We start from the raw sequence: 26,334 nt of genomic DNA on the forward strand, positions 1-26,334 counted from the left end.
CCCGGGGCACCGGCCGCGCCACCGTCCGCGGGGCCCTCGGCCCCACCGTCGGCGCCGCCGTCGTGGACGCCGGGCGTGCCCGCCGCGCCACCGTCCGCGGGGCCTTCCTGCTGGTTCGGGTCCTGCTCGGGGCTGGTCATGGTTCCTCCCGCGCGTCGAACGGCTGGGGCCGGACCCCGTGACGGGGCCCGGTGGTGAGGCACGGCGGTGCCACGGGGGCACCGCCGCGACCAGCCTACCGCTATGGGCGGTAAGTCTCGATTTGAGGGAAATGAACCATTGACGGGCTATTTCAGCCCGTTGTCCAGGGCGCCCATGAGCGTGCCCTGGGTGGTGTCGCCCGACATCTCCCAGACCATGACGCCGAGCAGCCCCTTGTCCTTGACGTAGTCCGTCTTCTTGCCGATGGACCAGGTGTCGTCGAAGGACCACCACTGGCTTCCGGTGTAGCCGTACGTGGAGATGGACTGCTCGTCGTGGTGGACCGCCATCGCCGGGTAGGCGCCGATGAGGTTCGAGTAGCCCCGGGTGCCGGCCTCCTCGGCGAACTGGCCGGGGGCGGCCCCGCCCGCCGGCTGCCACTCGCCCGCGGTGCCGCCGTCGGTGACGCCCTGCCAGCCGCGGCCGTAGAACGGGATGCCGAGGGTCAGCTTGCGGGGTTCGACGCCCGCGTCCGTGTACGCCTTGATGGCGCTGTCCGCGCTGAAGTGGAAGTCGTACGGGTCCTGGGTGTCGTTGTAGAGGTTGGCCTGGTGGCCGGTGCGGTTCGGTTCCCAGGAGTTGTCGCTGCCGGAGCCGTGGAAGTCGTAGCCCTGGACGTTGGCGACGTCGAGCGAGTCGAAGACCTTCGACAGGTCCCAGCCCTCGTCGATCTTCTGCGGATCGGCGGGGGTGAACGCGGTGAGGAGGCGGTGGCCGCCGCCCAGCGCGTCGAGCTGCCTGCGGAACTCGGCGAGCAGCAGCGTGAGGTTGTCCTTGTCGTCGGGCGAGTAGTGGTTGCCGGGGTGCCCGGTGCCGGTCCCCGGCCACTCCCAGTCGATGTCGAAGCCGTCGAAGATGCCGGCCGCGCTGCCCGGGCCGCCCGCGCCGTTGTACTGGGGCAGATTGCCCTTGATGTACATGTCGATGCAGGAGGAGACGAACTTCTTGCGGGCGGCGTCGGTGGCGGCGACGTCGGAGAAGTACTTGGAGTACGTCCAGCCGCCGAGCGAGACCACGATCTTCAGGTCGGGGTGCAGCTTCTTCAGCTTCTTGAGCTGGTTGAAGTTGCCGCGCAGCTTGCCCCAGCCGTCGTCCGCGATCCCGTCCACCGACTGGGCGGCGCTGAACGGGCGGGCGTAGTCGGCGTCCGCGTCGCCCGCGCCGGTGCCCTGCTCGGGGTCCTGCGGGTCCGCGGTCGTGCCCTTGGTGACACCGTTGAGGCAGGTGAGGTTGTTGGGGTCGATGTTGGCGAAGGCGTAGTTGACGATGTCGAGCTTGTCGGCGGCGCCGGAGGTCTCCAGGTTCTTGACGAAGTACTGGCGGCCGTAGATGCCCCACTGGACGAAGTAGCCGACCTTGGCGTAGTTGCCGGGGCCCACGATGTCGTCCGTCTTCACGGTGAGGGCGTTGCTCGCCGGGGAGGCGTTGTCGGCGGCGTCGCGGGCCTTCACGGTGAAGGTGTACGAGGTGGAGGGCGACAGGCCGCCGACCGTCGCGGTGGTCGTGGTGCCGGAGACCGTGGTGGCCAGTGCGGAGCCGCGGTAGACGTCGTACGCGGCGACGCGCTGGTTGTCCGTCGCGGCGTTCCACGCCAGCGTCACGGACGAGGAGTCGGTGGCGGTGGCCCGCAGGGCGCCGGGGGCCGTCGGGGCCGAGGTGTCGGTGGCCGGGTCGACGGTCGTGACCGTCAGCGGGGCGCTCTCGGCGGAGACGTTGCCGCGGGTGTCCTTGGCCCGGACGGTGAACGCGTAGGCGGTGGCCGGGGTCAGGCCGGTGACGGTGGCGGAGGTGGCCGCGGTGGCGGAGCCGACGACCTTGCCGCCCGCCAGGATGTCGTACGAGGCCACGGGGAAGTCGCCCGCGGTGGCGGCCGTCCAGGACAGGGACGCGGTGCGGGCGGTGACGTCGGTCCGCTTCAGCCCGCCGGGCGCGCCCGGGGGCGCGTCGGCGGAGCCGTCGCACTTGTCGTCGTTGATCCGGCACCCGGTGGGTGCGGTGATCGGGCCGGTGGCGACGAACCAGAAGCTGTACGGTTCCGTGCTGCTGTGCGCGGCGACCGTGCCGTTGTAGTGCGCGTTGACGGCGGTGATGTGCCTGCCCTGGGTGGTGGTGGTCCCGTTGTACGAGGACTGGATCGCGACCCCGGCGGGCAGGTCGAACTCCAGGCTCCAGCCGGTGACGGCGGTGTCCGTGTCGTTGCGCAGGACGTAGGTGCCCTTCCACCAGGGGCCGTTGTCGGCGGAGGTGAAGGTCGCCGTGAGCTTGCCCGCCGCGTGCGCGGGGACGGCCTGCAGGGACAGGAGCGCGAGGAGGAGGCCGAGGACGGCGAGCAGCGCGGTCGCCGTTCTGCGTCTCAGTGGCATGTGCTCGGACATGGTTTCTCCCTTACGGCAGGGACCGGTGAGGCGGTCCTCGGGGAGGTGCGGATGTCGTGCCATGGAGCACACGGGAAGGTAATTGGTCTGGACCAAGGCGTCAATAGGTACAGACCACTTGAGATGCGCGCGCCCCTCGGCCACCGGCGCCCGCGCACGTGTTGGTGCAGGTGTGCGAATTGATCGCCGTCGCGGTTAGGATCATCGGCGGCAAGGCTGTAGCGCAGAGGTCGTCGCGCCCTAGCAGCAAGCTGGAGGACGTCGGTTCGAATCCGACCGGTCTTGCCGCCTTTTCGTAGACGCGGGGGTAAGAGATGTCGCAGCCGATGCCGGTGCGCTGTCCGGCCATTGACCATCCGGACCTGCCTCTCGCCGATCCGGCGTCGCTGGGGCCGCTGCTCGACCGGCTGGCGGCGACGGAGCCCGTCGGCGCCGACGAGGCGTTCCCGCTGGGTGCGCTGCGCGCCGACGGGCGCGTCGATCTCTGCAAGCAAGGGCTCGGCGCGGCCGGCGCCGCCCGGGTCATGCCCGCCGCCGCCCGCTCCCCGCACGCCACCCACGTCCTGCTCGGCACCAACTCCCTCGGCGACGAGGGCGCTTCGGCCGTGGCCGCGGCGACGGCCGGGTCCGGCCACGGGCTGCGCACCCTCTACCTGGGCTGCAACCGCATCGGCGCCGAAGGGGCCGCCGCCCTCGCCTCCGCCCTGGCCGACGACGCCACCGTCCGCGCCCTCTGGCTCAAGCGCAACCCCCTCGGCGACGCGGGCGTCCGCGCCCTGGTCCCGATGCTGCGCCGCAACACCTCCCTGCGCACCCTCGACCTGGTCAACACCGGGGTCACGGCCGACGGACTCGCCGCCCTGCTGGACGTCCTGAGCACCCGTCCGCGCCCCGTCGAGCGGCTCTTCCTCGGCGGCAACGGACTGGGCGGCGACGCCGCGCCGCTGCTGGCCCGGCTGATCCTGGACGCGGGGGTGCGGGAGCTGTACCTGCCGTCCAACCACCTCGGCGACGAGGGCGCCGCCGTCCTCGCGGGCGCCGCCGACCCGTCCCGCCCCATCCGGCTCGGCCTGGGCGGCAACGGCATCGGTCCCGAGGGAGCCCGCGCCCTGGCCGGCGCGCTCGACGGGATCGAGGCGCTCGACCTGGGCCGGCCGCCCTCGGAACGCAGCCTGGGCGCCCCGCCCAACGCCACCGGGGACCTCGGGGCGCACGCGCTGGCCGAGGCGCTGCCGGGCAGTCCGCTGCGCCGCCTGGAACTCAGCCACACCGGGCTGACCGGCCGTGGCGCGAAGACCCTGCTCGCCGCCGTCGCCCCGGGGTCCCGGCTGGAGTACGTGGGTCTGGGCCCCGGGCTGCCGCGCCGCGTGAAGCGCTCCTTCACGGCGCTGCTGCGTCCGGACGGCGGGGCCCACGCCGATCTGCGCGCGGTCAGGAGCCTGTACCGATGAGCCCGCGGGACGTCCGGCTGTTCCTCTCCCCGCAGGAGGCGTCCAGTTGGCGCCAGGTCCGCCGTTACGCCGTGCCGCGCTCGATGATCGAGGAGTCGGCAGCGCTGCGGAAGGCCGGCGACTGGCGCGGGGCCTGCGCGGCGGCCGGCTTCGACGTGCGCATCGACGTCGACCGGGTCTCCGCCACGTACGGCGCCGGGGTCGCCGAAGCCCTCCTCGCCGACCTCCGGGACCTGGTGCCGGACCTGCTGCGCTGGCACCTGCCCCGGATCCTCGCGGGCCGCTCGACCCTGGCGACCGACCGGACCGTCCTCCTCGCGGGCTACGGCTCAGCGCCCGGCGCGTACCTCCAGCTGTCCACCCCGGCCATGGCCGACGGCCCCCAGCGCCTCACGCTCCGGTTCGGCCCGCCACGGCGCCGGACCGAGTACGCGACCGTCGAGAACTGGCAGCCGCTCGGGCACCTGTGGCGCGCGAGCCGGGCCGGTGAGCTGCGCGCACGGGCGGGCGGGGGCACGGACCGGCTGCCGTTCCTCGCGGCCGACGGCACTCCGCTCCCGGCGGACCGGCTGCCGCGGGAGGACCCCGGCGGCGGCGACCCGGTGGCCCGCGCCGAGTGGGTGAACCTGCTGTACGCGGACGGCCGCATCGCCGACGCGCTCGCGGCGGCCGGGATCGAGTGGGACCCGACGCCCCCGGAGGTGCACGCGTACCACCGGACCGCCCCGGAGAACGTCATGGCGGGCCTGGCGCTGGACGTGGCCCGGCTCGACGCGCAGGTGCGCCGGTACGCGGAGCTCGACGGGGCCGAGCGGTTCCGGATCGGGCAGGGCTGGCGGGTGCGCGTCCTGCTCGACTTCACCGCCCCCGGGCTCGGTGGCCGGCTACGGATCAGGGTCGTCAGCCGTGAGGCGTCGGAAGGCGCGTTCCCCCTGCCGGAAACGGCCTGGCGCAGGATGCCCGATCTGGACCTGCTCAGCGACGGCGTCCTGACCCCGGCGGACCTGCACCCGCTGGTGGCCCGGTCGCTCTTCCCGGAGCACGAGGGGCCGTGCGGGCCGCCCGCGGTCGCGCCGCCCGCTCCGGTGCGGGTGCGCTGCCGGGGCGACTGGCACGAGGTCCGCTTCCGGGACGGGGCGCTCGACTCCCCGCACACCGCGCAGGAGCACCAGCGCGAAAGCGCCCTGCGGGCCTTCGGCGGGGCGGTCACCGGCTGCTTCGCGGTCGAGCACGCCTGCCGCACCGGGGTGGGACGGCTGCCCCAAGCACTCGCCGCCCAGCGGCGCGACCTCTTCCTGCGCGCCCAGCACGGCGACACGGAGGGGGTCCTGGCGCTGCTGGACGCGGGCGTCGACCCGCGCGTCCGGGACGGCGGCAAGCACACGCTGCTCCACGTCCTGCCCCTGCTCGACCACACCGTGCTGCTCCCCCGGCTGCTGGCGGCCGGCCTCGACCTGGAGGCCAGGGACCACCGCGAGCGCACCCCGCTGAGCGTCGCCGTCTCGGGACGCGGGACGGCGGAGCTCGTCCGGGACCTGCTCGACGCGGGCGCCCGGATCGACGTGAGCGACCAGACCGAACTCTCGCTGGAACAGATGATCCGCAAGTACCGGCGGACCGATCTGAGGTTCCTCGCGGAACGGGTGCTGACGGAGCATCCGGACGCCGGGTCCGAGTGGTGGGACGAGTGGAACGAAGACGAGGACGACGACGAGGAAGGTGAGGACGCGTGAGCACCGTGGCCCCCGGCATCCCGGCCCAGGCGCCGCGTCCCCTGGACGCCGCCGACGCGCTCAACCGGCGGCTGCGCGCCACCCGGACCGAGACCGTCGCCAGTCCACAACTGGAGGCGCTGGCCCTGGCGGTGACGGCTAATCAGCCGGTGCTCCTCTGGGGCGAGCCGGGCATCGGGAAGTCGGCGGGGCTCGAACAGCTCGCGGCGGGCCTCGGCCTGGACCTGGAGACCGTCATCGCCAGCGTGCACGAGCCGTCCGACTTCGCGGGGCTTCCCGTCGTCGGTGAGGACCCGGCCACGACCGGGGTGCCGATGGCGCCGCCGGACTGGGCCGTCCGGCTCGCCCGGAAGGGCCGGGGGCTGCTGTTCTTCGACGAGTTGTCCTCCGCTCCCCCGGCCGTGCAGGCCGCCCTGCTCCGCGTCGTCCTGGAGCGCCGGGTGGGCAGCCTGAAGCTCCCCGACGCCGTGCGCATCGTGGCGGCGGCCAACCCGCCGTCGAGCGCGGCGGACGGCTGGCACCTGAGCCCCCCGCTCGCCAACCGCTTCGTGCACCTGCACTGGACGTACGACCCGCGCACCGTGGCACGCGGCATGGCCGGCACCTGGCCCGAGGCGCCCGTCCCCGTGGTCGATCCCGCCCGGACCGCCGGCGCGGTGGCGCGGGCCCGGGGCGCGGTCTCCGGGTTCCTCACCGCGCGCCCGGGTCTGGTGCACCACCTCCCGGCCGACGCGGAGGGCCGGGGCAGGGCCTGGCCGTCGCCCCGGACCTGGGACATGTCGCTGCGGCTGCTCGCCACCGGCCACGCGACCGGCACCGGCCGGGAAGCCGTCGCCGCCGCCCTGATCGGGGCGGTCGGGGAAGGGGCGGGCATCGAGCTCCTCTCGTACCTGGAGAACCTGGATCTGCCCGACCCCGACCGGGTGCTGGCCGACCCCGACGCGTTCGCGCTGCCCGAGCGCGGCGACCGGCAACTGGCGTTCCTGATCGCGGTGGTGGCCGCCGTCCAGGCCGAGCCGACCCGTCCTCGCTGGGAGGCGGGCTGGGCGGTGCTGGCGAAGGCCGTCGCGGCGGGCGTGCCGGATGTGGCGGCGCGGGCGGCGATGGACCTGGCGGCGATGCGGGACACCGACTGGCCGGTCCCGGAGGGCATCGACGCCTTCCTGGAACTCCTCCAGCTGTCCGGCGCGCTGCCGGGAAGCGCCTGAGGCCGTGTCCGTACCCGCGCGGCTCCCGCTGGACCACACCAAGCTGCTGGCGGCGCGCTACCGGGCGGCGAGCGACCGGCCGTACCTCGCCACCGCCTTGTACGCGCTGTCGGTGGTGGCGAGCGACCGGGTGCCGACGATGGGCGTGGACCGGCACTGGCGCTGCTACGTGTCGCCGGAGTTCGTGGAGCGGACGCCGGTCGCCGAGCTGGCCGGGGTGTGGGTGCACGAGGTGGCCCATCTGCTGCGCGACCACCACGGCCGGGCCGGCCGGCTCCCGGCCGCCGATCAGCGCGACGCGCACCGGGTCAATGTGGCGCAGGACTGCGAGATCAACGACGACTTGCTGGCCGACGGGCTGCCGTTGCCGGAGGGGCGGGTGGAGCCGGGGCTGTTCGGGCTGCCGACCGGTCAGCTCTTCGAGACGTACCTGCCCGCGCTGCCGCCGGGACCGCCGCCGCACACCTGCGGTTCGGGTGCGCACGGCCGCCCCGAGCCCTGGGAGCTGCCCGGTACGGAGGGGCCTTCCCCGCTGGGCGCGGCGGAGGCGGAGGCGTTGCGGCGGCGTACGGCCGAGTCGATGCGCGCCCACCAGCGCACCCGGGGCAGCCTTCCGGCGGGCTGGCGGCGGTGGGCCGAGGAGGTCCTGGAACCGACGGTGGACTGGCGGCAGGCGCTGGCCGGTGCGGTACGGGAGGCAGCGGCCTGGGCGTCGGGGGCGGTGGACTACACCTACCGCCGCCCGTCCCGGCGCGGTGCGGCCCTGCGCGGCGTCGTCCTGCCGACGCTGCGCCGACCGCTGCCCCGGGTGGCCGTCGTGGTCGACACCTCGGGCTCGATGGGCGACGGCGAACTGGCCGCCGCGCTGGGCGAGGTGACGGGGGTGCTGCGGGAGGTGGGCATCCGGGGCAACCGGGTCTCCGTGCTGGCCTGCGACGCCGATGTGCACGCCGTGTCGCGGGTGACCTCCGCCGACCAGGTCGCGCTGGGCGGGGGCGGCGGCACGGACATGCGGGTGGGCATCGCGAGGGCCCTGGCCGCCCCGGAGCGGCCCGGCATCGTGGTGGTCCTCACCGACGGGTACACCCCGTGGCCCGAGGAGTCGCCCTCGTGCCGGCTCGTCGCCGCGCTGATCGGGGCGGACGCCCCTCGGCCGCCCCTGTGGATCGAGACGGTCCGCGTTCCCCTCTGACGCGGGCTCACCGGCCGAGGACCACCGTGAGCGGCTCCGAGAAGTCGCCCCACTTGCCGTCGGGCAGCTGGGCGCGCAGCGTGATCGCGTGGCTGGTGCCGCGCGGTTCGGCGGTGGTGTACTGGTAGGTCGCCCGTTTCGTGGGCGGTGCGTCGCCCCAGGCGATGGTGGTGGTCATCTTGCCGTCCAGGTACAGCTGGTACGTACGGATCTCCCCGTCCGCCCTGGGCGGTGCCCACTCCAGGTCGACCGCGTACTCCTTGCCCTGGACCTTGTTCCTGGCCCGCAGGCCGGTGGGTGCGGTGCTCGCCGGGGCGCCGGGGGCCGACGCGGTGGTGAGGTGGAAGGCGTTGCTGTCGGGCGAGGAGGTGTCCGCGGCGTCGCGGGCGCGCACGGTGAAGGTGTAGGCCGTGCCGGGGCGCAGCCCGGTCAGGCGGGCCGTGGTCCCGGTGCCCGGCACGGTGTGGATGCGGGTGCCCTCCTGGTAGATGTCGTACGCGGTGACGCCGATGTCGTCCGTGGAGCCGCCCCAGGAGAGGGTGGCGGCCCGGTTGCCGTCGGCCTTGCCGCGCAGCCTCACCGGCCGGGTGGGGGGCCCGTGGTCGGCGGGCGTGGGGGCGGGGGTGGTGACGCGGACGGCCGCGCTGGGCGCGGAGAGGTTGCCGGCGGCGTCGCGGGCGCGGACGGTGAAGGTGTACGCGGTCGACGCGGTGAGCCCCTCCACGTCGATCATCACCTTGGACGCGGGGACGGCCTCGACCTTCTTGCCCTCCCGGTAGACCTCGTAGCCGGTGACGGCCGTGTCGTCGGTGGCGGCCTTCCACATCACGTGCGCGGAGGTGGCGCTGCTCGCCTGCACGGTGACCCCGCGCGGTGCGGTGGGCCTGCTGGTGTCCCCGTGGTCCTCGGAGCCGGAACCCGAGCCGGAGCCGGAGCCGCAGGCGGTGGCGAGTGCGGCGAGGAGCAGGGCGGCGGCGCAGGCCGGCGCGCGACGCGTGTGAGGGGATCGCACGGTGTTGCCTTCCGTCCGGAAGCAATGGTCCAGACCTGTATCGCATGCCCCGGGCCCCGCCGACAAGAGCCCGGAGCCGAACCTTCCGCAATGTGCCGGTGTGCCCCTGCCTTCGTGCCCCGCCCGGCGGTTGACGTACCGTCGGCGGGTGTTGTGCATACGAGGTGTGGTGCTGCCGGAGCGCGAGGAACGGGTGTTCCGGATCGAGGGCGAGGTGCTGCGCGAGGGCGCCCCGCCGGGCGGGTTCACGGGACGGGGCGCCGAGACCGTGGTGGACGGCGGCTGGCTGCTGCCCGGGCTCGTGGACGTGCACACGCATCCCGGGGCCACCGACACGAGCGAGCCGTTCAGCGAGGAGCTGCTGCGCGAACAGCTGCGCGCGCACCGGGACGCCGGGGTCCTCGCCGTCCGCACCCCGGGCACGGCCGCGCGGATGCCGGCCTGGGTGGACGGGGACCGGGAGCTGCCCCGCGTCACATCGGCGGGCCGCTGGCTGGCCACACCCGGCAGGTTCTTCCCCGGTTTCGGCCGGGACGTGAGCGAGGCGGAGCTCGTCCGGGCGGCCGTGGAGGAGGCGGCGGCCTCCTCGGGCTGGTGCAAGGTCGTCGGGGACTGGCGACTGGACGAGCCCCCGGTACCGCTCGCGCTGCTCACCGAGGTGGTCGCCGCCGTCCACGCGGCGGGCGGGAAGGTGGCGGTGCACTGCCAGACCGCCGAGGGCACCCGCAACGCGGTCCTCGCGGGGGCGGACAGCCTGGAGCACGGCATGCATCTGGACCCCGGGCTGCTGGACCGGATGGCGGCGCAGGGCACGGCGTTCGTGCCGACGCTGGCGGCGTTCGCCAGGGGCGTGGACGCGATGCGGGCGCGGGAGCCCAGTGCGCGCCGCGATCTCTGGCTGGCCGGCTGGGAGACGATGTCCGGCAACGTCCGGGCCGCCCACGAGGCGGGCGTCACGGTGCTGGCCGGCACCGACTCGTTCCCCTGCGGGACCGTCGCGAGCGAGGCGTCCTGGCTGCTCGGGGCAGGGCTGCCGGCCGACGCGGCGCTCGGCGCGGCGTCCTGGACGGCACGGTCGTGGCTCGGGCTGCCGGGCCTGGTGGACGGGGCGCCGGCCGACCTCGTCGCGTACGACACCGACCCGACCGCCGATCCGGCCGCGCTGGACCACCCGGTCCGGATCATTCTGCGGGGACACGTGGTGCGCTGACCGACGAGTCGGCGGCGGTCCGGCAGTCTGCACTGGTATGGACACACAACCGCTCGACCTCGAACCGGCCGCACGCCGGATCACCGCGCAGCTCAACGCCGTGGACGACGGCGCGCTGGGGGCCGCGACACCGTGCCCCGGCGTGACCGTGGGCGCCCTGCTCGCCCATATCGAGGGCCTGGCCGTCGCCTTCCGCGACGCCGCCCGCAAGGAGCCGGGACCGGCCACCGACTCGGCGCCCTCCGTGGAGTCCGGCGTCCTCGACGCCGGCTGGCGCACCACACTGCCCGCCGCGCTCGACGGGATGGTGGCCGCCTGGCGCTCCCCCGACGCCTGGGAGGGCATGACCAGGGCGGGCGGCGTGGACCTGCCCGGTCAGGTCGCGGGGATGGTCGCGCTCAACGAGCTGGTGCTGCACGGCTGGGACCTGGCGAAGGCGACCGGGCAGCCCTTCGACGCCGAGGAGGCGCACCTGCGCAACACGCTCGCGCTGCTGGCGGACCAGGGCGACGGCCCCTCGGCCGACTCCCCGTTCGGGCGGCCGGTGCCGGTGGCCGATGACGCGCCGCTGCTGGACCGGGCGGTGGCCCGGGGCGGGCGGGCCCCGGACTGGCGGCCGGCGGACTGAGGGGCGCGGGGCGCATGCGCCGGAGCGCGCGCCGGCTCAGCTCGTGAAGAACTCCGTGATCCGCTGAGCCGTCTGCTCCGGATCGGCCTCGTGCGGACGGTGACCGCCGCCCATCGTGACCAGGTGGCAGTCCGGGATCATCGACGCCATGTCCTGGAGCCGCCCCTGCGGCATCGTGCTGCCCGGCCCCCCTGCCAGCATCAGCGTCGGCGCCACGATCTCCCCGAGGCCCCGCGCCCACGCCGGATCCGGGTCCGCCAGCTCGCCGTTCACCGACGCGAGCACGGCCTCGTCGTAGTCGGCGGGCCCGTCCGGCCCGACGGCCGGGCCCGCCGCGCCGGGGAACGGCGGCGGCGTCTCCACCAGCACCAGCCGCTCCACCCGGTCCGGGTGCTCCTGCGCGAGGAGGTGGGCGACGACCCCGCCCATGCCGTGGCCGACCACGCCCGCCCGGTCCAGCTCGCACTCGTCCAGGAACCCGAGCACGTCGTCGCGCATCAGCTCCAGGTCGTACGCGTCGGGCCAGTCGCTCTCGCCATGGCCGCGCAGATCGATCGCGTACACCCGCCACTCCTGCCCCAGCAGGCTCCCGGCCGCGTCCCAGCTCGCCGCGCTCGCGCCGAGGTCGTGCAGCAGTACGACGGGCGACCCGAACGGGTCACCCCAGGTCCGGTACGCCAGCCGCACGTCGCCGACATCCACCACAGACTGATCATCCATGCCCCCGACGCTACCTCCGAATGCGCCGGGATCACGCCCCTGGCCTGGCAGGCTGGAACGGTGAAGCTCACCGCGCGTTCCCTGGTCACCCCGCTCGCCGCCCTCCTCATGTCCGCGACCGCGCTCAGCGGCTGCGCCCAGGCGGGGGGCTGGTCCGGCAAGGGCTCGGGGGGCGGACTCGCCGCTCCGGCGAAGAAGGACATCGCCATGCGGCTCGTCGCCAGCGCGGAGAACTCCACGCTGGACTGGAAGGCGCAGTACACGTACATCGAGGACATCGGGGACGGGCGCGGCTACACGGGCGGCATCATCGGCTTCTGCTCCGGCACGGGCGACATGCTCCGGGTCGTGGAGCGGTACGCGCGGTCCCGGCCGGGCAACCCGCTGGAACGGTTCCTGCCCGCACTGCGGAAGGTGAAGGGCAGCGACGCGCACACGGGGCTGGGCGGGCCGTTCACCCGCGCCTGGGCCGAGGCGGCCGGTGACGCGAGGTTCCGGGAGGCGCAGGACGCCGAGCGGGACGCGTCGTACTTCGATCCGGCGGTGCGCCGGGCGAAGGAGGACGGGCTGGGCACGCTGGGCCAGTTCGCCTACTACGACGCCTATGTGATGCACGGGGAGGCCGACGCGGACGGCACCACCGGTTTCCGTACGATCCGGAGCCAGGCGCTCGACGCGGCCAGGACCCCCGCGGAGGGGGGCGACGAGACCGCGTATCTCGACGCCTTCCTCGACGCCCGCGTCGCCGCGATCCGCGAGGAGCCCTCGCACCACGACACCAGCCGGGTCGAGACCGCGCAACGGGTGTTCCTGCGGAAGGGCAACCTGGACCTGGACCCGCCGCTGGCCTGGAAGGTGTACGGGGACAGCTACGAGATCAAAGGCCCGTAACCTGGGTCCCGTCGCCCGACTCGCCCGTTTCGAAGGAGTGCAAGGTGTCCGCCACCGCCCCGGCCGGTCTCGACGATCCGGCGAAGAAGGACATCGCCATGCAGCTGGTCTCCAGCGCGGAGAACTCCACGCAGGACTGGAAGGCGCAGTACGGGTACATCGAGGACATCGGCGACGGCCGCGGCTACACCGCGGGGATCATCGGCTTCTGTTCGGGCACCGGCGACATGCTCGACCTGGTGGAGCTGTACACGCGGCGCAAGCCGGACAACGTACTGGCCCGGTATCTGCCGGCCCTGCGCGAGGTGGACGGCGGCGACTCGCACGACGGGCTGGACCCGGGCTTCCAGGACGCCTGGGAGACGGCCGCCCGGGACCCGGACTTCCAGCAGGCGCAGAACGACGAGCGCGACCGGGTGTACTTCGACCCGGCCGTCAGCCGGGGCCGGGGCGACGGCCTGGGCACGCTCGGCCAGTTCGCGTACTACGACGCCCTCGTGATGCATGGCGAGGGCGACGACAGCGCGAGCTTCGGGGCCATCCGGCAACGGGCCCTGGCACGGGCGAAGCCGCCGGCCCGGGGCGGTGACGAGGTGGCCTACCTCGACGCCTTCCTGGACGAACGGGTCCGGGCCATGGAGCAGGAGGAGGCCCACGCGGACACCAGCCGGGTGGACGACGCCCAGCGGGTCTTCCTGCGGAACGGCAATCTGGACCTGGACCCGCCGCTCGACTGGCAGGTGTACGGGGACAGCTTCCACATCGGCTGAACCGGCAGTGGCGCGTACGGCCAACCCCGCACGCGCCACAGTCCGCTGACCGTACGTCAGTGAGCGGCCACCTCCATCGCCTTCACCGGGTCGTGGCCGCCGGGCGCGGTCCCCGCCTCCGGGTCCGGCTTCCGGCCGAGGTGGTTGAAGGCCAGGTTGAGGACGATGGCGACCACGCAGCCGGTGGAGATGCCCGAGTCCAGGACGACGAGGAGGTCCTCCGGGAAGGCGTGGTAGAAGTCCGGCGCCGCGATCGGGATCAGTCCGACCCCGACGGCCGCCGCGACGATCAGCGCGTTCTCGCCCTTCTCCAGGGCGGCGCCGGCCAGGGTCTGGATGCCGCTGGCGGCCACCGAGCCGAACAGGACGATGCCCGCGCCGCCGAGGACCGGCAGCGGCACCAGTGCGATGACGGACGCGGCCACCGGGAACAGGCCGAGCAGGATGAGGATGCCGCCGCCGGCCGCGACCACGAAGCGGCTGCGCACCTTGGTCATCGCGACCAGTCCGATGTTCTGGGCGAACGCGCTGCACATGAAGCCGTTGAACAGCGGACTGATCGCGCTGCCCAGGGTGTCGGCGCGCAGCCCGCCCTCGATGGTCCGTTCGTCGGCGGGGCGGTCCACGATCTTGCCGAGGGCCAGCATGTCCGCCGTGGACTCGGTCATGCAGACCAGCATCACGATGCTCATGGAGACGATCGCGGCGACCTCGAACTGCGGGGCGCCGAAGTGGAACGGGGTGGGGAAGCCGATCGCGTCGGCGTTCTTGATGGCGCCGAAGTCGGTGATGCCGACCGGGATGGCGATCAGGGTGCCGATGATGAGCCCGAGCAGGATGGCGATCTGCTGGAGGAAACCGCGCAGCAGTTTGCGCAGGGCCAGCACGATGACGAGGGTGACCGCCGCCATGGTGATGTTGGTGGTGGACCCGTAGTCGTGGGCGGTCGCGTTGCCGCCCTGGGACCAGTTGAAGGCGACCGGCAGCAGGGAGACACCGATCAGGGTGATGACCGTGCCGGTGACCACGGGCGGGAAGAAGCGGACCAGTTTGCAGAAGTAGGGGGCGAGGACGAAGCCGAGGAGGCTCGCGACGATGATCGCGCCGAAGATGACGGCGATCCCGTCGTGCCCCCGGTCCTTGCCGATCGCCACCATCGGGGTCACCCCGGCGAACGAGACGCCGTTGACGAACGGCAGCCGGGCGCCTATGCGCCAGAAGCCGAGCGTCTGGAGCAGGGTGGCTATGCCCGCGGTGAACAGGCTCGCCCCCATCAGGAACGCCGTCTCCTTGGGGCTGAGGCCCACGGCGGGCCCCACGATCATGGGCGGGGCCACCACGCCCGCGTACATCGCGGCCACGTGCTGGAGGCCGCTGGTGAACATCCTCAGCGGGGGGAGGGTCTCATCGACCGGATGCTTCCGGTCGGACGCCTCTGTCGTCGGGTCCTCTGCGGTGTGGGGGGTCGCACTTGCGTCGTCGCGAAACCTGGGCGTAGCTGCCACGGCGGTTCCTCCGGTCGGTTACACGTCGGCGGTGACGTGGGGTTCAGGGAGGTGGTGCCGGAGCCGGTCCGCCGGACCGGGCCCCGTTGCTGCGGTGATGCGGTGAGGCAGGTCGAACGGCTGGTGCGGGCAGCCGGGATCGCCGGTGCGGGTGGCGCGTGCGCGTGGGCGGCGCGCCACCCGCACCGGTTGCCGCGGACCCCGCTCGGGTCCGCGGCGGCCGTGCCGAGGGCCGTCCCCCTCGGCCGGCCGCTTTCGGGGCCGCCGGGCCGTCAGGCTCCGGCGGCGATCTGGGCGAGGCGGCGGGCCTCGTCGCGGGTGGCCCGGGCGATGGCCTCCTCGTCCGCGGTGACCAGGCGGCCGGACTCCACGACCGGCTTGCCGTCGACCAGCGACAGGGTGACCGGGGCGGCGGCGCCGAAGACGAGCGCGGTGACCGGGTCGGCGATGGAGGCGTGGGCGAGGGTGTCCAGCTTCCAGAGGACCAGGTCGGCGAGCTTGCCGGCCTCCAGCGAGCCGGTCTGCGCGGCGCGGCCCAGGACCTGGGCGCCGCCGTAGGTGCCGAGGCGCAGCGCCTGACGGGCGTTCAGGGCGCGTTCGCGGTGGGGGCCGAGGCGGTTGATGAGGAGGGCGTTGCGCAGTTCGGTGTGGAGTTCGCCGGACTCGTTGGACGCGGTGCCGTCGACGCCGAGGCCGACCGGGACGCCGGCGGCGAGCATGTCCGGGACACGGGCGATCCCGGCGGCGAGGCGGGCGTTGGAGGACGGGCAGTGGGCGACGCCGGTGCCGGTGCGGGCGAAGGCGGCGATGTCGGAGTCGTTCATGTGGACGCAGTGCGCCATCCACACGTCCTCACCGAGCCACCCCGTCGATGCGAAGTAGTCGGTGGGGCCCATGCCGAACAGCTCGTGGCAGAACTTCTCCTCCTCCACGGTCTCCGACCCGTGCGTGTGCAGCCGCACGCCCTTGCGCCGGGCCAGTTCGGCGCCCTGGCGCATGAGTTCGGTGGACACGGAGAACGGCGAGCAGGGCGCGACGGCGACCTGGGTCATCGCGTCGAACGAGGCGTCGTGGTGGGCGTCGACGGTCGCCTCGGTGGCGGCGAGCGCGCCTTCGAGGGTCTCCACGGCGAAGTCCGGGGGCAGCCCGCCGTCCTTCTCGCTGCGGTCCATGGAGCCCCGGGCGAGGGTGAAGCGCACGCCCATGTCGCGGGCGGCCCCGATGATGGCACCGGACAGGTCGCCGGAGCCCTTCGGGAAGACGTAGTGGTGGTCCATGGCGGTGGTGACGCCGCCGAGCGCCATCATGGCGAGCGAGCCCTGCGCGGCGGCCCGGGCCATCGGCTCGTCGACGCGCGCCCACGTCGGGTACAGCGCGACCAGCCAGTTGAAGAGGTTGTGGTCCGTGGCCAGGCCCCGGGTGATCCACTGGTAGAAGTGGTGGTGCGTGTTGATCAGGCCGGGGGTGGCCAGGTGGCCGGTGCCGTCGATCCGGCGTACGACGTTCTCCAGGCCCTCGGGTGCCCGGCCGGCGCCGACGGACTCGATACGGTTGCCGGCGACGACGACATGGCCCGAGGCGTACTCGGTGTCGGCGGCGTCGACGGTCGCGATCGAGCAGTTCTCGATGACGATGCGCTCCACCCGGTCGGGGGCTGCCGGTGCTGCCATGGTGCTTCCTTCTCTCATCTGGGACGTGGGCACGGCAGGACCCTAGGAGGATTTGAGTGCCACGGCGGTGCGGCCGTGGGTGCCGAGATGGTGGAAGAACAGGTTGAGCAGGACCGCGACGAGCGCTCCCGCGCTGATCCCGGAGCCCAGGACGGTCTGGGCCCAGGACGGGAAGTCCGCGTAGAACCCGGGCGCGGCGAGCGGCACGATGCCCGCGCCGAGGGCCACGGCGACCAGGATGATGTTGGAGCTGTCGTCCAGGCCGGCCTCGGAGAGCGTACGGATGCCGCTGACGGCGATCGAGCCGAAGAGGACGATGCCGGCGCCGCCGAGCACGGGCATCGGGACGAGCGAGACGACCGCGCCCAGCACCGGGAAGAGGCCCAGGACCAGCAGGGCGGCCCCGGCCGCGGCGACGACGTAACGGCTGCGGACCTTCGTGAGCGAGACGACGCCCACGTTCTGCGCGAAGGCGCTGGTGGGGAAGCCGCCGAAGACGGGGCCGATGAGCGTGGCGAGGCCGTCCGTGCGCAGGCCCCGGGTGAGGGTGCGTCCGTCGGTGCGGCGGTCGCAGATCTCACCGACGGCCAGCATCCCGGCGGACGACTCCGTCATCAGGACGAGCATCACGATGCACAGCGAGAGGATCGCGGCCGGCTGGAACTCCGGCGCGCCGAAGGCGAACGGCGTCGGCAGGGCGGCCAGCGGGGCGTCGCGCAGCGCGGAGAAGTCGGCGAGGCCGAAGGGTACGGCGGCCAGGGTGCCGATCACCAGGCCCATCAGCAGGGCCACTTGGCGCAGGAATCCCCGGCCGAAGCGCTGGATCAGGAGGATCACGACGAGGGTGAACGCGGCGAGCGCGAGGTACTTCATGTCGCCGAAGTCGGTGGCGTTCTTGTCACCGCCCTGGGCCCAGGAGACCGGTACGGGCATCAGCGTGACCCCGATGAGGGTGATGACGACACCGGTGACCAGGGGCGGGAAGAAGCGCAGGAGTCTGCCGAAGAACGGTCCGACGGTCAGGCAGAACACCCCGGCGACGAGCACCGCGCCGTAGATCGCGGGGAGTTGGTGTCCGGGCGCGTTGGTCTCGGCGATGGCGAGCATCGGGGCGATGCCGGCGGAGGACGCGGCGTTGACGAACGGCAGCCGGTTGCCGGCGAGGCCGCCGATGCCGAGGGTCTGGAGCAGGGTGGCGCAGCCGGCGATGAGGAGGCTGGCCGCGATGAGCCGGGTCATGCCCGCCGCGTCGAGGCCGACGGCCTGTCCGATGATCAGCGGCGGGGTGACGACGCCGGCGTACATGGCGGCGATGTGCTGGAGGGCGGCCGGCAGGAGCCGCGAGGGGGTGAGCTTCTCGTCCACCGGATGCACCGCACGCTCCGGCGGGGTGGGACAGGGGCCTTCTGCTGTCGCGGGCCCGGATGCTGGCTGTGCCATGAGGGTTCCCTCCGGCCCGGCCGGTGCCCGGCCGCCGTGAGCGGCGGGCGGGCACCGGCGCGGCGCCGCGTCAGAGGTTGGTCATGTCGACCGGGATCTGCGGCTCGACGCCGTCCCGGAGCACGGTGCCCTCGATGAGCCCGTACGGACGGTCGGCCGCGAAGTACACCTCGTTGTCGTTCTTGAGGCCGAACGGCTCCAAGTCCACGAGGAAGTGGTGGTTGTTCGGCAGCGAAAAGCGGATCTCGTCGATCTCGCTGCGGTTGTTGATGATGCGCGAACCCATCTGGTACAGGGTCTGCTGGAGCGAGAGCGAGTAGGTCTCGGCGAAGGCGTGCAGCATGTGCTTGCGCGCCTGCTCGTAGGACTTCTCCCAGTTCGGCATGCGCTGCTCGTCGCTGGTCCAGTTGTAGCGCCAGCGGGCGGAGACGTCGGTCGCGAGGATGCGGTCGTACGCCTCCTTGAGCGTCGTGTACTTGTCCTTGACGTAGCCCCAGAACTCGGAGTTGGTCGAGTTCATCACGGTCAGGTCCTTGAGCCCCGAGATGACCTGCCACTTCTCACCGTCGAAGGTGATCTGGGCGGTGCGGATCTCCTGGTTCTTGCGGACGAAGGAGTGCTTGACCTCGTCGGACCCGATGAAGCGGGAGTTGGCGTCGGAGGTGGCGATGCGCTCCCAGGCGTACTCCTCGATGCGGATGCGCGCGGTCTTGATCGGCTCCTGCGAGGTCACGAAGTGGCGGGCGAGGTGGATGCCGAACTGCTCGGCGGACTCGATCCCGTGCTCCTTGGCGAACGCGAACACCGTGTTCTTGGTGGTGTCCGTGGGCAGGACGTGCGCGTTAGAGCCGGAGTAGTGGACGTCGTCCATCTCGCCGGAGAGCGCGACCGAGACGTTCAGGTCCTTGATGTGGTGGGTGTCGCCGTCCCGCGTGATCTTGACGACGCGGTTCTCTGCTTTGCCGTACTGGTTCTGGCCGAGAATCGTGGGCATGTGTCTGCTAGCTCCCTCGGTATACGGAGTAGCCGAACGGGTTGAGCAGCAGCGGTACGTGGTAGTGCTCGCCCGGGGTGACGGCGAATGTGATCGCCACCTCGGGGAAGAACGCGCCGCTGTCCCTTACGCGGGGGGCGTCCTGCTGCGCCTCGGCTTGCTTCTTGGCTGTGAAGTACGGCTCGGTCTCGAAGTCGAGCCGTACGTGGGTGGTGCCCTCCGGCAGGGCCGGCAGGTCCTTGCAGCGCCCGTCCGCATCGGTCGCGGAGCCCCCGAGCGTCACCCACTCGGCGTCGGCGCCCGAGCGGGCGGCGAGCGAGACGGCGACGTCCGCGGCGGGGCGGCCGATGCTGGTGTCCAGGATGTGGGTGGACACCGATGCGGTGGCGAAGGTGCTCAAGACCTTCACTCTCCTTCTGTTACGCGTCTTCCGTGACGAGGCGGGTGAGGCGGATGCGGTTGATCTTGCCCAGTTCGGTGCGCACGATCCCCCGCTCCCGCTCGGGCGAGTTCCCGATGCGGGACTTCACCGCGTCGCGCATCTGCTCACCGGTGGCGCCGGTGGCGCAGATCAGGAAGACATGTCCGAACCGCTCCTGGTAGGCCAGGTTGAGTTCGAGCATCTCGGCCTTGAGCTCCTCGGACGCCCCGGCCATTCCCCGCTGTTCGCGGGAGGAGGTCGGGTCCCCGGGCTTCGGGCGGCCGATCGGCGGGTGACCGGCCATGGCCTCGGCCAGGTCCTCCGCGCCGAGTGCCGCCGTGGCGGTGTCGCTCGCGGAGAGCAGGGCTTCGGTGGTGGCGTACGGGCGGTGGGCGAGGATCGCTCGTCCCCAGGCCGCACTGGCACACACCTCGTGCAGTGCGGCGGTCGCCTCGGCGTCCGCCTGGGTGTTGAACCGGGCGAGGCCCGGCGTGGAGCTCGAAGTCACGGGAGCCTCCGTGGCTGTTCTTCGCTGTGCGTTGGTCGGGCTGCGGATAGCTAACGCCCTCGACAACACGACGTCAACAGTTTGTTGAAATTCCGTTGACAGAAAAAGCCGCCGCCCGGCGGACCGGGCGGCGGCTTGATCGATCATGTATCAAACGCCTGCGCTTACGTGCCCAACTATCCGCTCTTCGTGCCGTTTTCGCGGTTTAGATAGTTGTAAACGGTGAACCGGGAGACCCCCAGGGCCCCCGCCACGGTCTCGACCCCATGGCGTACGGAGAAGGCACCGCGTGCCTCCAGGAGCCGGACGGCCTCCTGCTTGGCCTTGCGGTCCAGCTCGGCCAGCGGCATGCCGTGCCGGCGCTCCATCGCGGCCAGGATGTGGTCCAGCGACTCCGAGAGCTGGGGCAGCCGGACCGCCACGACGTCCTCGCCCTCCCAGGCCAGCACCACGTCGTCGGGGTGCGCCTCACCGGGGCCGACGAGCTCGGCCCCCATGGCGTCCACGAGCGGCTTCACGGCGGTGACGAGGGGGTGGTCCACCGGTCCGGTCACTTCGGGTCCTCTCCGATGACGTTGACCTGGAGCGAGACCCGGGTGGCACCCGATGCCAGCGCTTGCCGCAGCAGGCTGTCCACGGCGGTGAGCACCTGATCGGCACCGCCCTCCGCCGTGTTGCCGAACGGGCCGACGTCGACGGCGTCCAGCTCGGCCCCCTGGATGACCTCGCGCGCCACGACCGCGTGCGCGGGCGCCTCGTCCAGGTCGAAGGGCTCGGTGGTGAACTCCACTCTCAAGCGCATGGTGCCTCCCTGATGCGTCGCGCCGCGTCCGGGGCGACCCGCGGCTCGGGCTCGACCCTAACGCCCTACACCGGCAGCACGCAGACCGCCGCCGGAGCCGCGAACGGGGTGCCGACGGAGGTCAGGGCGCCGGAGGCCGCGTCGACCCGGAAGGCGGTGACCGTGCCGGACCTCTGGTTGGCGGCGAAGAGCAGGGCGCCGTCCGGCGAGAACGCGGTGTGCCGGGGGAAGTCGCCGCCCACGGGCACGGTGTCGAGCAGGCGCAGCGCCGCTCCACCGTCCTCGACGGCGTACCGGGTGAGGCTGTTGTGCCCCCGGTTGGCGAGGTAGGCGAACCGGCCGTCCCCGGTGACGAGGAACTGCGCGGGGTAGCTGGTGCCGGAGCCCGTGCCGGTGGACTGGGGGTCCCCCGGGGTGAGCGTGCCGGTGGCGGGGTCGTAGCCGCAGGCCACCGCCGTGTTGTCGAGCTCGCAGGCCAGGTACGCGTGGCGCCCGTCGGGGTGGAAGGTGAGGTGGCGGGGGCCGGCGCCCGGCCGCAGCGCGGCGTACGAGACCTGTTCCAGGGTGCCCCGTGTCTCGTCCAGCCGGTACGTGTACACCGTGTCGTTCCCGAGGTCGACGGCGAGGACGTGGCCGCCGTCGGGCGAGGTGATGATCTGGTGCGCGTGCGGACCGCCCTGCCCCGGTCCGGGGGCGGGCGAGCCGTGGGCGACCAGGTCGGTACGCTCGCCCACCGATCCGTCGTCGGCCAGAGGGTGCACGGCGACGCTGCCGGAGGTGTAGTTGGCGCTGAACAGCCAGCGTCCGCCCGGATGGACCGAGAGGTGACAGGGTCCGGCGCCGCCGGTGGACCGGGTGCCGAGCACCCGGAAGCCGTCCCCGAGGGCGACCGCGGTGACGCCGCCGTTCTGCTGCTCGTCCACGGCGTAGAGCGTGCTGCCCCTGGGGTGGAGGGCGAGGTAGGACGGGTTCTCGACACCCGTCACGACGGTGCGGGCGGTGATGCTCCCGGCCGCCCGGTCGTACGCGGCGACGCCGATGCCGGTGCCGCCCGGGCTGGTCGAGGTGTAGGTGCCGAGGTAGAGGGTGCCGGTGCCGCGGGTCGCGGGATGGGCGGGATGGGCGGGGTGCGGGTGGTGGGGGTGGCGGGGCGCGGGCGCGGAGCGCGGGAGGCTGGGGGCGGCGGCGAGGGCGCCGCCCGCCAGGAGGGCTCCGAGCAGGGTGCGGCGGCTGGTGGGGGACGTCATGCGAGGCACCTCGTGGGGTCGGTTGCGTCGGATGTGCCAGCCACAGTGGCCCTGCCCGGGGCCCACCGCAAGAGGTGCACACGCCATTGCGCAGGGCGCAACGCCTGGGGCGCCCTCAGTCCCCGGACTGGATGTCTCCCCGCGTGGACGAGGTGATCGGCTCGCGCTGCGCGAAGTCGCCCGGCGGGATGCCCGGATGGTGGCCGCCCTCGACCGGCTCGACGGCGGCGGCCGGGCCGAGGGCCAGCCGGGACACGATCCGGTAGCGGTCGCCCCGGTAGAGCGAGTGCACGTACTCGACGGGGCGCCCCGTGGTGTCCGAGGTCAGCCGCTCGAAGAGCAGGGCCGGGGACAGCTCGGGCACGTCCAGGAGGCTGGCCTCGGCCCGGGTCACCACGGTGGGCTCGATCGCCTGGACCGCCTCGTGGACGTGCACGTCGTGGCGCTCGCGCAGGTGCTCGTACAGATCACCGCTCTCCAGCTCCTCGGCGGACAGGCCGGGCACCAGCTCGGCCCGGATGTGCAGGTGCTCGATGGCCATGGGCGCGCCGTCCACCAGCCGCAGCCGGGCGACGTACACGATCTCGGCGGCCGGTGACATGCGCAGCTTGCGGCCGACCCGGGCGCCGGCCTGGAGGGTGGTGAACTCGATGAGCCGGCTCGACCAGGCCCCGGCCGCCTGCGGCACCGACAGCGCGAGGTCCGCCGAGTTGAGCTCCTGGGTGATCTTCGCGGGTGCGACGAACATGCCCCGGCCGTGCTCCCGTACGAGGAGCCCCGTCGCGACCAGTTCGTCCACCGCGGCGCGCAGGGTCGGCCGGGAGACGCCCAGCGTGGCGCACAGGGACCGCTCCGAGGGGATCGCGTCGCCCGGGCGCCGGGACTCGATCATTTCCAGGATGGCGTCACGGGCCCGCTCCCGTTTGAGCACCGTCCCCGATGCGTCGGCGTCCATGCGCTGTCCCCCTCTGGCGGTTGGGCACCTGACCACTTAACCACTGGTCAGATGGATTGTAGCCGCTCTCGCGAGCCCCTCCCCTGAGAGATCGCCAAAACCCTTGAAATACAGGGGGCTTGACGGCTCCATTGGTCCATGCCACCTTCATCCACCAACAAGTGGCGAGCTGTCCAGCGGCCTTCACTGGTCAGGTGGTCAGGTCCTGTTCTCCCAGAGGTGAACCGTGAAGTACCGCTTGCTTGCCGGTGGGTCCGTGCTCGTGCTGGCCGCCGTCCTCAGCGCCTGTGGCTCGTCCGACGACTCCTCCGGCTCCTCCGGGGACGGCCGGACGGGCATCGACGTCTGGCTGATGCGCGACAGCGTCTCGGCGCAGTTCCAGAAGGAGTTCGTCCAGGGCTTCGAGAAGGCGCACCCCGACATCCGGGCCCGGGTCCAGATCCAGGAGTGGGACGGCATCGGGGAGAAGATCACCGCCGCGCTCGCCAGCAACGACGCCCCCGACGTCATCGAGAGCGGCAACACCCAGGTCGCCCAGTTCGCGCAGAGCGGCGGGCTGCTCGACCTCACCGACAAGGTGGACGAGCTGAACGGCAAGGACTGGCTCAAGGGCCTCGCGGAGCCGGGGGCGTACGAGGGCAAGCAGTACGGCATCCCGTACTACGCGGCCAACCGCGTGGTCATCTACCGCACCGACCTCTTCGAGCAGGCGGGCATCGACGCGAAGACCATCAAGACCCGCGACCAGTGGATCGCCGCGACCGAGAAGCTCAACAAGGGCGGCAACCAGGGCATCTACCTGCCGGGCCAGACGTGGTACGCCCTGGCCGGCTTCGTCTGGGACGAGGGCGGCGACCTCGCCACCGAGTCCGGGGAGAAGTGGAAGGGCGCCCTGGACACCCCGGAGGCGCTGCGCGGCATGGAGTTCTACGGGAAGCTCCAGGCGCTCGGCAAGGGGCCCAAGGACGCCGACGAGGCCGACCCGCCGCAGGCCGACGTGATGGCGCAGGGCAAGGTCGCCCAGGTCATCTCGACCCCGGGCGGCGCCAACGTCGTCATCGAGAAGAACCCGGACCTGAAGGGGAAGCTGGGCTTCTTCCCGATCCCCGGCAAGACCGCCGACACCCCGGGCGCCGTCTTCACGGGCGGCTCGGACCTGGTGATCCCCACCGCCTCCGGCAAACAGGAAGCGGCGCTCACCTTCATCAAGGAACTCACCGGCGACGCCTGGCAGAAGAAGCTCGCCGTCGCCATGAGCTACGTGCCGAACCGGACCACGCTCGCCTCCGCCGTGGCCGCCGACCCGGGCGCCGCCGCGATGGCGGTCGGCGCGGCGAACGGCCACGCCACGCCCAACACACCGAGCTGGGCCGCGGTCGAGGCGGAGAACCCGATCAAGGACTACATGACCGCCGTGCTCACCGGCGGTGACCCGGCGAAGGAGGCCGCCAAGGCGTCCGCCGACATCACCCGGGCCATGAACTCCGGCTCCTGACCCGCTGCCCGCGCCCAGACCGTCGAGAGGAGGCGTGCCGTGTCGGTCATCCGGGAACGGACCGCACCCCCCAGCCCCAAGCGCCGGGCCCTTCCCGGCACGTCCGGACCGCCGCCCCGCCGGCGGCGGTCCGGGGAACCGCGCGGCGTGTGGCCGTACGCCCTGATCGCACCGGCGGTCGGCGGCATGCTCTACCTGCTGGTCTATCCGCTGCTGCGGGCGGTCCTGATCTCGCTCCAGGACTTCCGGCTCCGCCAGCTGATCACGGGTGACGCGGAGTTCGTCGGGCTGCGCAACTACCGCACGCTGCTGACGGACGCGCGGTTCTGGGAGGTGGTCCGGCGCACCTTCCTGTTCATGGCGGTCAACGTGGTCCTGATCATGGTGATCGCGACCCTGGTCGCCCTGATGACCGAGCGGCTGGGCCGGATCGCCCGGACGGTGGTGCTCAGTTCGCTGGTGCTGGCCTGGGCGATGCCGGTGATCGCGGCCACCACGGTCTTCCAGTGGTTGTTCCACTCCGAGTTCGGCATCGTCAACCACCTGCTGACCGGTGCGGGGTTCTCCTCGTTCGACCGGTATCCGTGGTTCGCGCACGGCACCGCCGCCTTCGCCATCCTGGTCCTGCTGGTCGTGTGGCAGTCGGTGCCGTTCGCGGCGATCACCCTCTACTCCGGGCTGACCACGGTCCCGACCGAGCTGTACGAGTCGGCGCGGCTCGACGGGGCGAGCGGGGCCCGGATCTTCCGCTCGGTCACCCTCCCCGTGCTCAGGCCGATCTTCCTGCTGGTGTTCTCGCTGGAGGTGATCTGGACGTTCAAGGCGTTCGTCCAGATCTGGGTGATGACCCGGGGCGGCCCCGGCGACGCGACGACGATCCTGCCCGTGTACGCGGTCCAGACCGCGCTCGCCGGCCAGCGCTACGACCTGGGCTCGGCCGCCTCGATGGTCACCGTGGTCCTGATGTCCGGGGTGCTCGTCCTCTACTTCCGCCAGATGCTCCGCCAGGAGGACGAGATCCGATGAGCCGTGCCCGTAGCGCCCGCCTGCGGCGGCTTCCGCTGAACGCGGCGGCCGCGCTGACCGTCCTGATCTGCCTGTTCCCCGTCTACTGGATGATCTCCACCGCGTTCACACCGTCCAAGGACATCCAGTCCTCCGACCCGCGCCTCTTCCCGCGCACCTGGACGCTCGACCACTTCCGCACCGCCGTGCAGGCCGACGGCTTCGGGATGTTCTGGCGCAACAGCGTGCTGGTGACGGTGAGTTCGATCCTGCTGGCCCTGATCGTCGCGCTGGCCTCGGCGTACGCGGTGGCCAGGCTGCGCTGGAAGGGGCGGCGGCAGTTCATGCTCATGGTGTTCATCGCGCAGATGGCGCCCTGGGAGTCGCTGATCATCCCGGTCTACATCATCTCCCGCGACACGGACATGCTGGACCGGCTGCCGACGCTCACCCTCGTCTACTTCATGGTCACGCTGCCGTTCTCGGTGATCGTGCTGCGGGGCTTCATCGGGACGATCCCGCCTGAGCTGGAGGAGGCCGCCCAGGTCGACGGCTGCACCCGGACCGCCGCCTTCCGGAAGGTGGCCCTGCCGCTGCTCGCGCCCGGACTCATGGCCACCTCGCTGTTCGGCTTCATCACCGCCTGGAACGAGTTCGCGTACGCCAACTTCCTGATCATCAAGCACCAGGACAGCCGCACCCTGCCGGTCTGGCTGTCCTCCTTCCATAACACCTTCGGCACCGACTGGGGCGCCACGATGGCCGCCTCCACCCTCTTCGCCCTGCCCGCGCTGGTGGTCTTCCTGCTGCTCCAGCGCCATGTCACCTCCGGCTTCGCCGCCGGCGCCGTCAAGGGTTAGGCCGTGTGCGGTGGATCAGGGCCGGGGTCGCGACCCTGATC

General features: G+C 72.6%; 23 protein-coding genes, 1 tRNA gene and 2 pseudogenes. 12 read left to right on the forward strand and 14 right to left on the reverse strand.

Annotation, left to right across the window (positions count from 1 at the left end; genetic code table 11):
* Together G3I41_RS37725 and G3I41_RS29055 are read right to left on the reverse strand one after the other, a co-directional pair.
* Positions 1–140 (reverse strand): annotated as a pseudogene (locus G3I41_RS37725) (BatC protein); the annotation flags it as partial.
* A gap of 147 nt (positions 141–287) precedes the next feature.
* Positions 288–2,576, reverse strand: coding sequence for a glycosyl hydrolase family 18 protein (locus G3I41_RS29055; RefSeq protein WP_164403374.1), 2,289 nt, complete (start codon positions 2,574–2,576; stop codon positions 288–290).
* A 212-nt stretch (positions 2,577–2,788) separates the two neighbouring features.
* On the opposite strand from G3I41_RS29055, the gene G3I41_RS29060 reads away from it, so the two are divergent.
* The 5 genes from G3I41_RS29060 to G3I41_RS29080 all read left to right on the forward strand — a co-directional run bounded on the left by G3I41_RS29060 (position 2,789) and on the right by G3I41_RS29080 (position 8,160).
* A tRNA-Cys gene (locus G3I41_RS29060) sits at positions 2,789–2,861 on the forward strand.
* A 29-nt stretch (positions 2,862–2,890) separates the two neighbouring features.
* Positions 2,891–4,027, forward strand: coding sequence for a gala protein (locus G3I41_RS29065; protein ID WP_164403376.1), 1,137 nt, complete (start codon positions 2,891–2,893; stop codon positions 4,025–4,027).
* Complete coding sequence (locus tag G3I41_RS29070) at positions 4,024–5,760, forward strand: ankyrin repeat domain-containing protein (protein ID WP_164403378.1); 1,737 nt, start codon at positions 4,024–4,026, stop codon at positions 5,758–5,760. The genes G3I41_RS29065 and G3I41_RS29070 overlap by 4 nt, the downstream gene beginning before the upstream one ends.
* Positions 5,757–6,968 (forward strand): AAA family ATPase, encoded by a 1,212-nt coding sequence (locus G3I41_RS29075; RefSeq protein ID WP_164403380.1) that lies wholly within the window; start codon positions 5,757–5,759, stop codon positions 6,966–6,968. The genes G3I41_RS29070 and G3I41_RS29075 overlap by 4 nt, the downstream gene beginning before the upstream one ends.
* A 4-nt stretch (positions 6,969–6,972) precedes the next feature.
* Positions 6,973–8,160 carry a VWA-like domain-containing protein gene (locus G3I41_RS29080; RefSeq protein ID WP_164403382.1) on the forward strand — a complete coding sequence of 396 codons (1,188 nt, stop codon included), beginning with the start codon at positions 6,973–6,975 and terminating at the stop codon, positions 8,158–8,160.
* Positions 8,161–8,167: 7 nt separating this feature from the next.
* Here G3I41_RS29080 and G3I41_RS29085 read toward each other — a convergent pair whose 3' ends face one another.
* Complete coding sequence (locus G3I41_RS29085; protein WP_343242244.1) at positions 8,168–9,172, reverse strand: fibronectin type III domain-containing protein; 1,005 nt, start codon at positions 9,170–9,172, stop codon at positions 8,168–8,170.
* A 148-nt stretch (positions 9,173–9,320) separates the two neighbouring features.
* Between G3I41_RS29085 and G3I41_RS29090 the strand changes: the two genes are divergently transcribed.
* Positions 9,321–10,382, forward strand: a complete 1,062-nt coding sequence (locus tag G3I41_RS29090) for an amidohydrolase family protein (protein WP_343242245.1) — start codon at positions 9,321–9,323, stop codon at positions 10,380–10,382.
* Between the two features lie 37 nt (positions 10,383–10,419).
* Positions 10,420–11,010 carry a TIGR03086 family metal-binding protein gene (locus tag G3I41_RS29095; RefSeq protein ID WP_164403386.1) on the forward strand — a complete coding sequence of 197 codons (591 nt, stop codon included), beginning with the start codon at positions 10,420–10,422 and terminating at the stop codon, positions 11,008–11,010.
* Between the two features lie 36 nt (positions 11,011–11,046).
* Here the strand turns inward: G3I41_RS29095 and G3I41_RS29100 are convergent, their stop codons facing one another.
* Positions 11,047–11,730 (reverse strand): alpha/beta hydrolase, encoded by a 684-nt coding sequence (locus tag G3I41_RS29100; RefSeq protein WP_203601816.1) that lies wholly within the window; start codon positions 11,728–11,730, stop codon positions 11,047–11,049.
* Positions 11,731–11,790: 60 nt separating this feature from the next.
* Here G3I41_RS29100 and G3I41_RS29105 point away from each other — a divergent pair, with 60 nt between their 5' ends.
* On the forward strand, positions 11,791–12,621 hold the full coding sequence (locus tag G3I41_RS29105) for a chitosanase (protein ID WP_164403388.1): 831 nt from the start codon (positions 11,791–11,793) through the stop codon (positions 12,619–12,621).
* 65 nt (positions 12,622–12,686) lie between these two features.
* Positions 12,687–13,391: pseudogene (locus G3I41_RS29110) on the forward strand (chitosanase); the annotation flags it as partial.
* A gap of 56 nt (positions 13,392–13,447) precedes the next feature.
* Here G3I41_RS29110 and G3I41_RS29115 read toward each other — a convergent pair.
* The 10 genes from G3I41_RS29115 to G3I41_RS29160 form a co-directional block, all read right to left on the reverse strand.
* Positions 13,448–14,896 carry a nucleobase:cation symporter-2 family protein gene (locus tag G3I41_RS29115; protein WP_164403390.1) on the reverse strand — a complete coding sequence of 483 codons (1,449 nt, stop codon included), beginning with the start codon at positions 14,894–14,896 and terminating at the stop codon, positions 13,448–13,450.
* 272 nt (positions 14,897–15,168) lie between these two features.
* Positions 15,169–16,566, reverse strand: a complete 1,398-nt coding sequence (locus tag G3I41_RS29120) for an 8-oxoguanine deaminase (RefSeq protein ID WP_164403392.1) — start codon at positions 16,564–16,566, stop codon at positions 15,169–15,171.
* Positions 16,567–16,608: 42 nt separating this feature from the next.
* A complete protein-coding gene (locus G3I41_RS29125; RefSeq protein WP_164403394.1) occupies positions 16,609–18,006 on the reverse strand; it encodes a nucleobase:cation symporter-2 family protein in 1,398 nt (465 codons plus the stop codon).
* A 70-nt stretch (positions 18,007–18,076) separates the two neighbouring features.
* The gene (gene pucL / locus G3I41_RS29130) at positions 18,077–19,000 is read right to left on the reverse strand and encodes a factor-independent urate hydroxylase (RefSeq protein WP_018100513.1); all 924 of its coding nucleotides are present in this window, start codon (positions 18,998–19,000) and stop codon (positions 18,077–18,079) included.
* A 7-nt stretch (positions 19,001–19,007) separates the two neighbouring features.
* On the reverse strand, positions 19,008–19,400 hold the full coding sequence (gene uraH / locus G3I41_RS29135; RefSeq protein ID WP_164403396.1) for a hydroxyisourate hydrolase: 393 nt from the start codon (positions 19,398–19,400) through the stop codon (positions 19,008–19,010).
* 19 nt (positions 19,401–19,419) lie between these two features.
* Complete coding sequence (uraD, locus tag G3I41_RS29140) at positions 19,420–19,929, reverse strand: 2-oxo-4-hydroxy-4-carboxy-5-ureidoimidazoline decarboxylase (RefSeq protein WP_164403398.1); 510 nt, start codon at positions 19,927–19,929, stop codon at positions 19,420–19,422.
* Between the two features lie 176 nt (positions 19,930–20,105).
* Positions 20,106–20,483, reverse strand: a complete 378-nt coding sequence (locus tag G3I41_RS29145; protein WP_164403400.1) for a helix-turn-helix domain-containing protein — start codon at positions 20,481–20,483, stop codon at positions 20,106–20,108.
* Complete coding sequence (locus G3I41_RS29150) at positions 20,480–20,731, reverse strand: hypothetical protein (protein WP_143618285.1); 252 nt, start codon at positions 20,729–20,731, stop codon at positions 20,480–20,482. Before G3I41_RS29150 ends, G3I41_RS29145 begins: the two co-directional genes overlap by 4 nt.
* A gap of 65 nt (positions 20,732–20,796) precedes the next feature.
* Entirely contained in the window at positions 20,797–21,978 is a 1,182-nt protein-coding gene (locus G3I41_RS29155; protein ID WP_164403402.1) for a lactonase family protein, read from the reverse strand.
* 115 nt (positions 21,979–22,093) lie between these two features.
* On the reverse strand, positions 22,094–22,933 hold the full coding sequence (locus G3I41_RS29160) for a GntR family transcriptional regulator (protein ID WP_164403404.1): 840 nt from the start codon (positions 22,931–22,933) through the stop codon (positions 22,094–22,096).
* Positions 22,934–23,159: 226 nt separating this feature from the next.
* Here G3I41_RS29160 and G3I41_RS29165 point away from each other — a divergent pair, with 226 nt between their 5' ends.
* The 3 genes from G3I41_RS29165 to G3I41_RS29175 are packed head-to-tail and all read left to right on the forward strand — an operon-like array spanning position 23,160 to position 26,293.
* Positions 23,160–24,428: an extracellular solute-binding protein gene (locus G3I41_RS29165; RefSeq protein WP_164403407.1), complete on the forward strand. Its 1,269-nt coding sequence runs from the start codon at positions 23,160–23,162 to the stop codon at positions 24,426–24,428.
* Between the two features lie 39 nt (positions 24,429–24,467).
* Positions 24,468–25,454, forward strand: coding sequence for a sugar ABC transporter permease (locus G3I41_RS29170; RefSeq protein ID WP_164403409.1), 987 nt, complete (start codon positions 24,468–24,470; stop codon positions 25,452–25,454).
* On the forward strand, positions 25,451–26,293 hold the full coding sequence (locus G3I41_RS29175) for a carbohydrate ABC transporter permease (RefSeq protein ID WP_164403410.1): 843 nt from the start codon (positions 25,451–25,453) through the stop codon (positions 26,291–26,293). Before G3I41_RS29170 ends, G3I41_RS29175 begins: the two co-directional genes overlap by 4 nt.
* Positions 26,294–26,334 lie beyond the last annotated feature (41 nt).

It is taken from the genome of Streptomyces sp. SID9727, from assembly GCF_010550605.1.
GTDB lineage: Bacteria > Actinomycetota > Actinomycetes > Streptomycetales > Streptomycetaceae > Streptomyces.

Bases quoted from the DNA above. Each gene is read 5' to 3' on its own strand.
- G3I41_RS29055 (WP_164403374.1), bottom strand. From the start codon at position 2,576: ATGTCCGAGCACATGCCACTGAGACGCAGAACGGCGACCGCGCTGCTC.
- G3I41_RS29065 (WP_164403376.1), top strand. From the start codon at position 2,891: ATGTCGCAGCCGATGCCGGTGCGCTGTCCGGCCATTGACCATCCGGAC.
- G3I41_RS29070 (WP_164403378.1), top strand. From the start codon at position 4,024: ATGAGCCCGCGGGACGTCCGGCTGTTCCTCTCCCCGCAGGAGGCGTCC.
- G3I41_RS29095 (WP_164403386.1), top strand. From the start codon at position 10,420: ATGGACACACAACCGCTCGACCTCGAACCGGCCGCACGCCGGATCACC.
- G3I41_RS29100 (WP_203601816.1), bottom strand. From the start codon at position 11,730: ATGGATGATCAGTCTGTGGTGGATGTCGGCGACGTGCGGCTGGCGTAC.
- G3I41_RS29120 (WP_164403392.1), bottom strand. From the start codon at position 16,566: ATGGCAGCACCGGCAGCCCCCGACCGGGTGGAGCGCATCGTCATCGAG.
- G3I41_RS29125 (WP_164403394.1), bottom strand. From the start codon at position 18,006: ATGGCACAGCCAGCATCCGGGCCCGCGACAGCAGAAGGCCCCTGTCCC.
- pucL (WP_018100513.1), bottom strand. From the start codon at position 19,000: ATGCCCACGATTCTCGGCCAGAACCAGTACGGCAAAGCAGAGAACCGC.
- G3I41_RS29150 (WP_143618285.1), bottom strand. From the start codon at position 20,731: ATGCGCTTGAGAGTGGAGTTCACCACCGAGCCCTTCGACCTGGACGAG.
- G3I41_RS29155 (WP_164403402.1), bottom strand. From the start codon at position 21,978: ATGACGTCCCCCACCAGCCGCCGCACCCTGCTCGGAGCCCTCCTGGCG.
- G3I41_RS29160 (WP_164403404.1), bottom strand. From the start codon at position 22,933: ATGGACGCCGACGCATCGGGGACGGTGCTCAAACGGGAGCGGGCCCGT.
- G3I41_RS29175 (WP_164403410.1), top strand. From the start codon at position 25,451: ATGAGCCGTGCCCGTAGCGCCCGCCTGCGGCGGCTTCCGCTGAACGCG.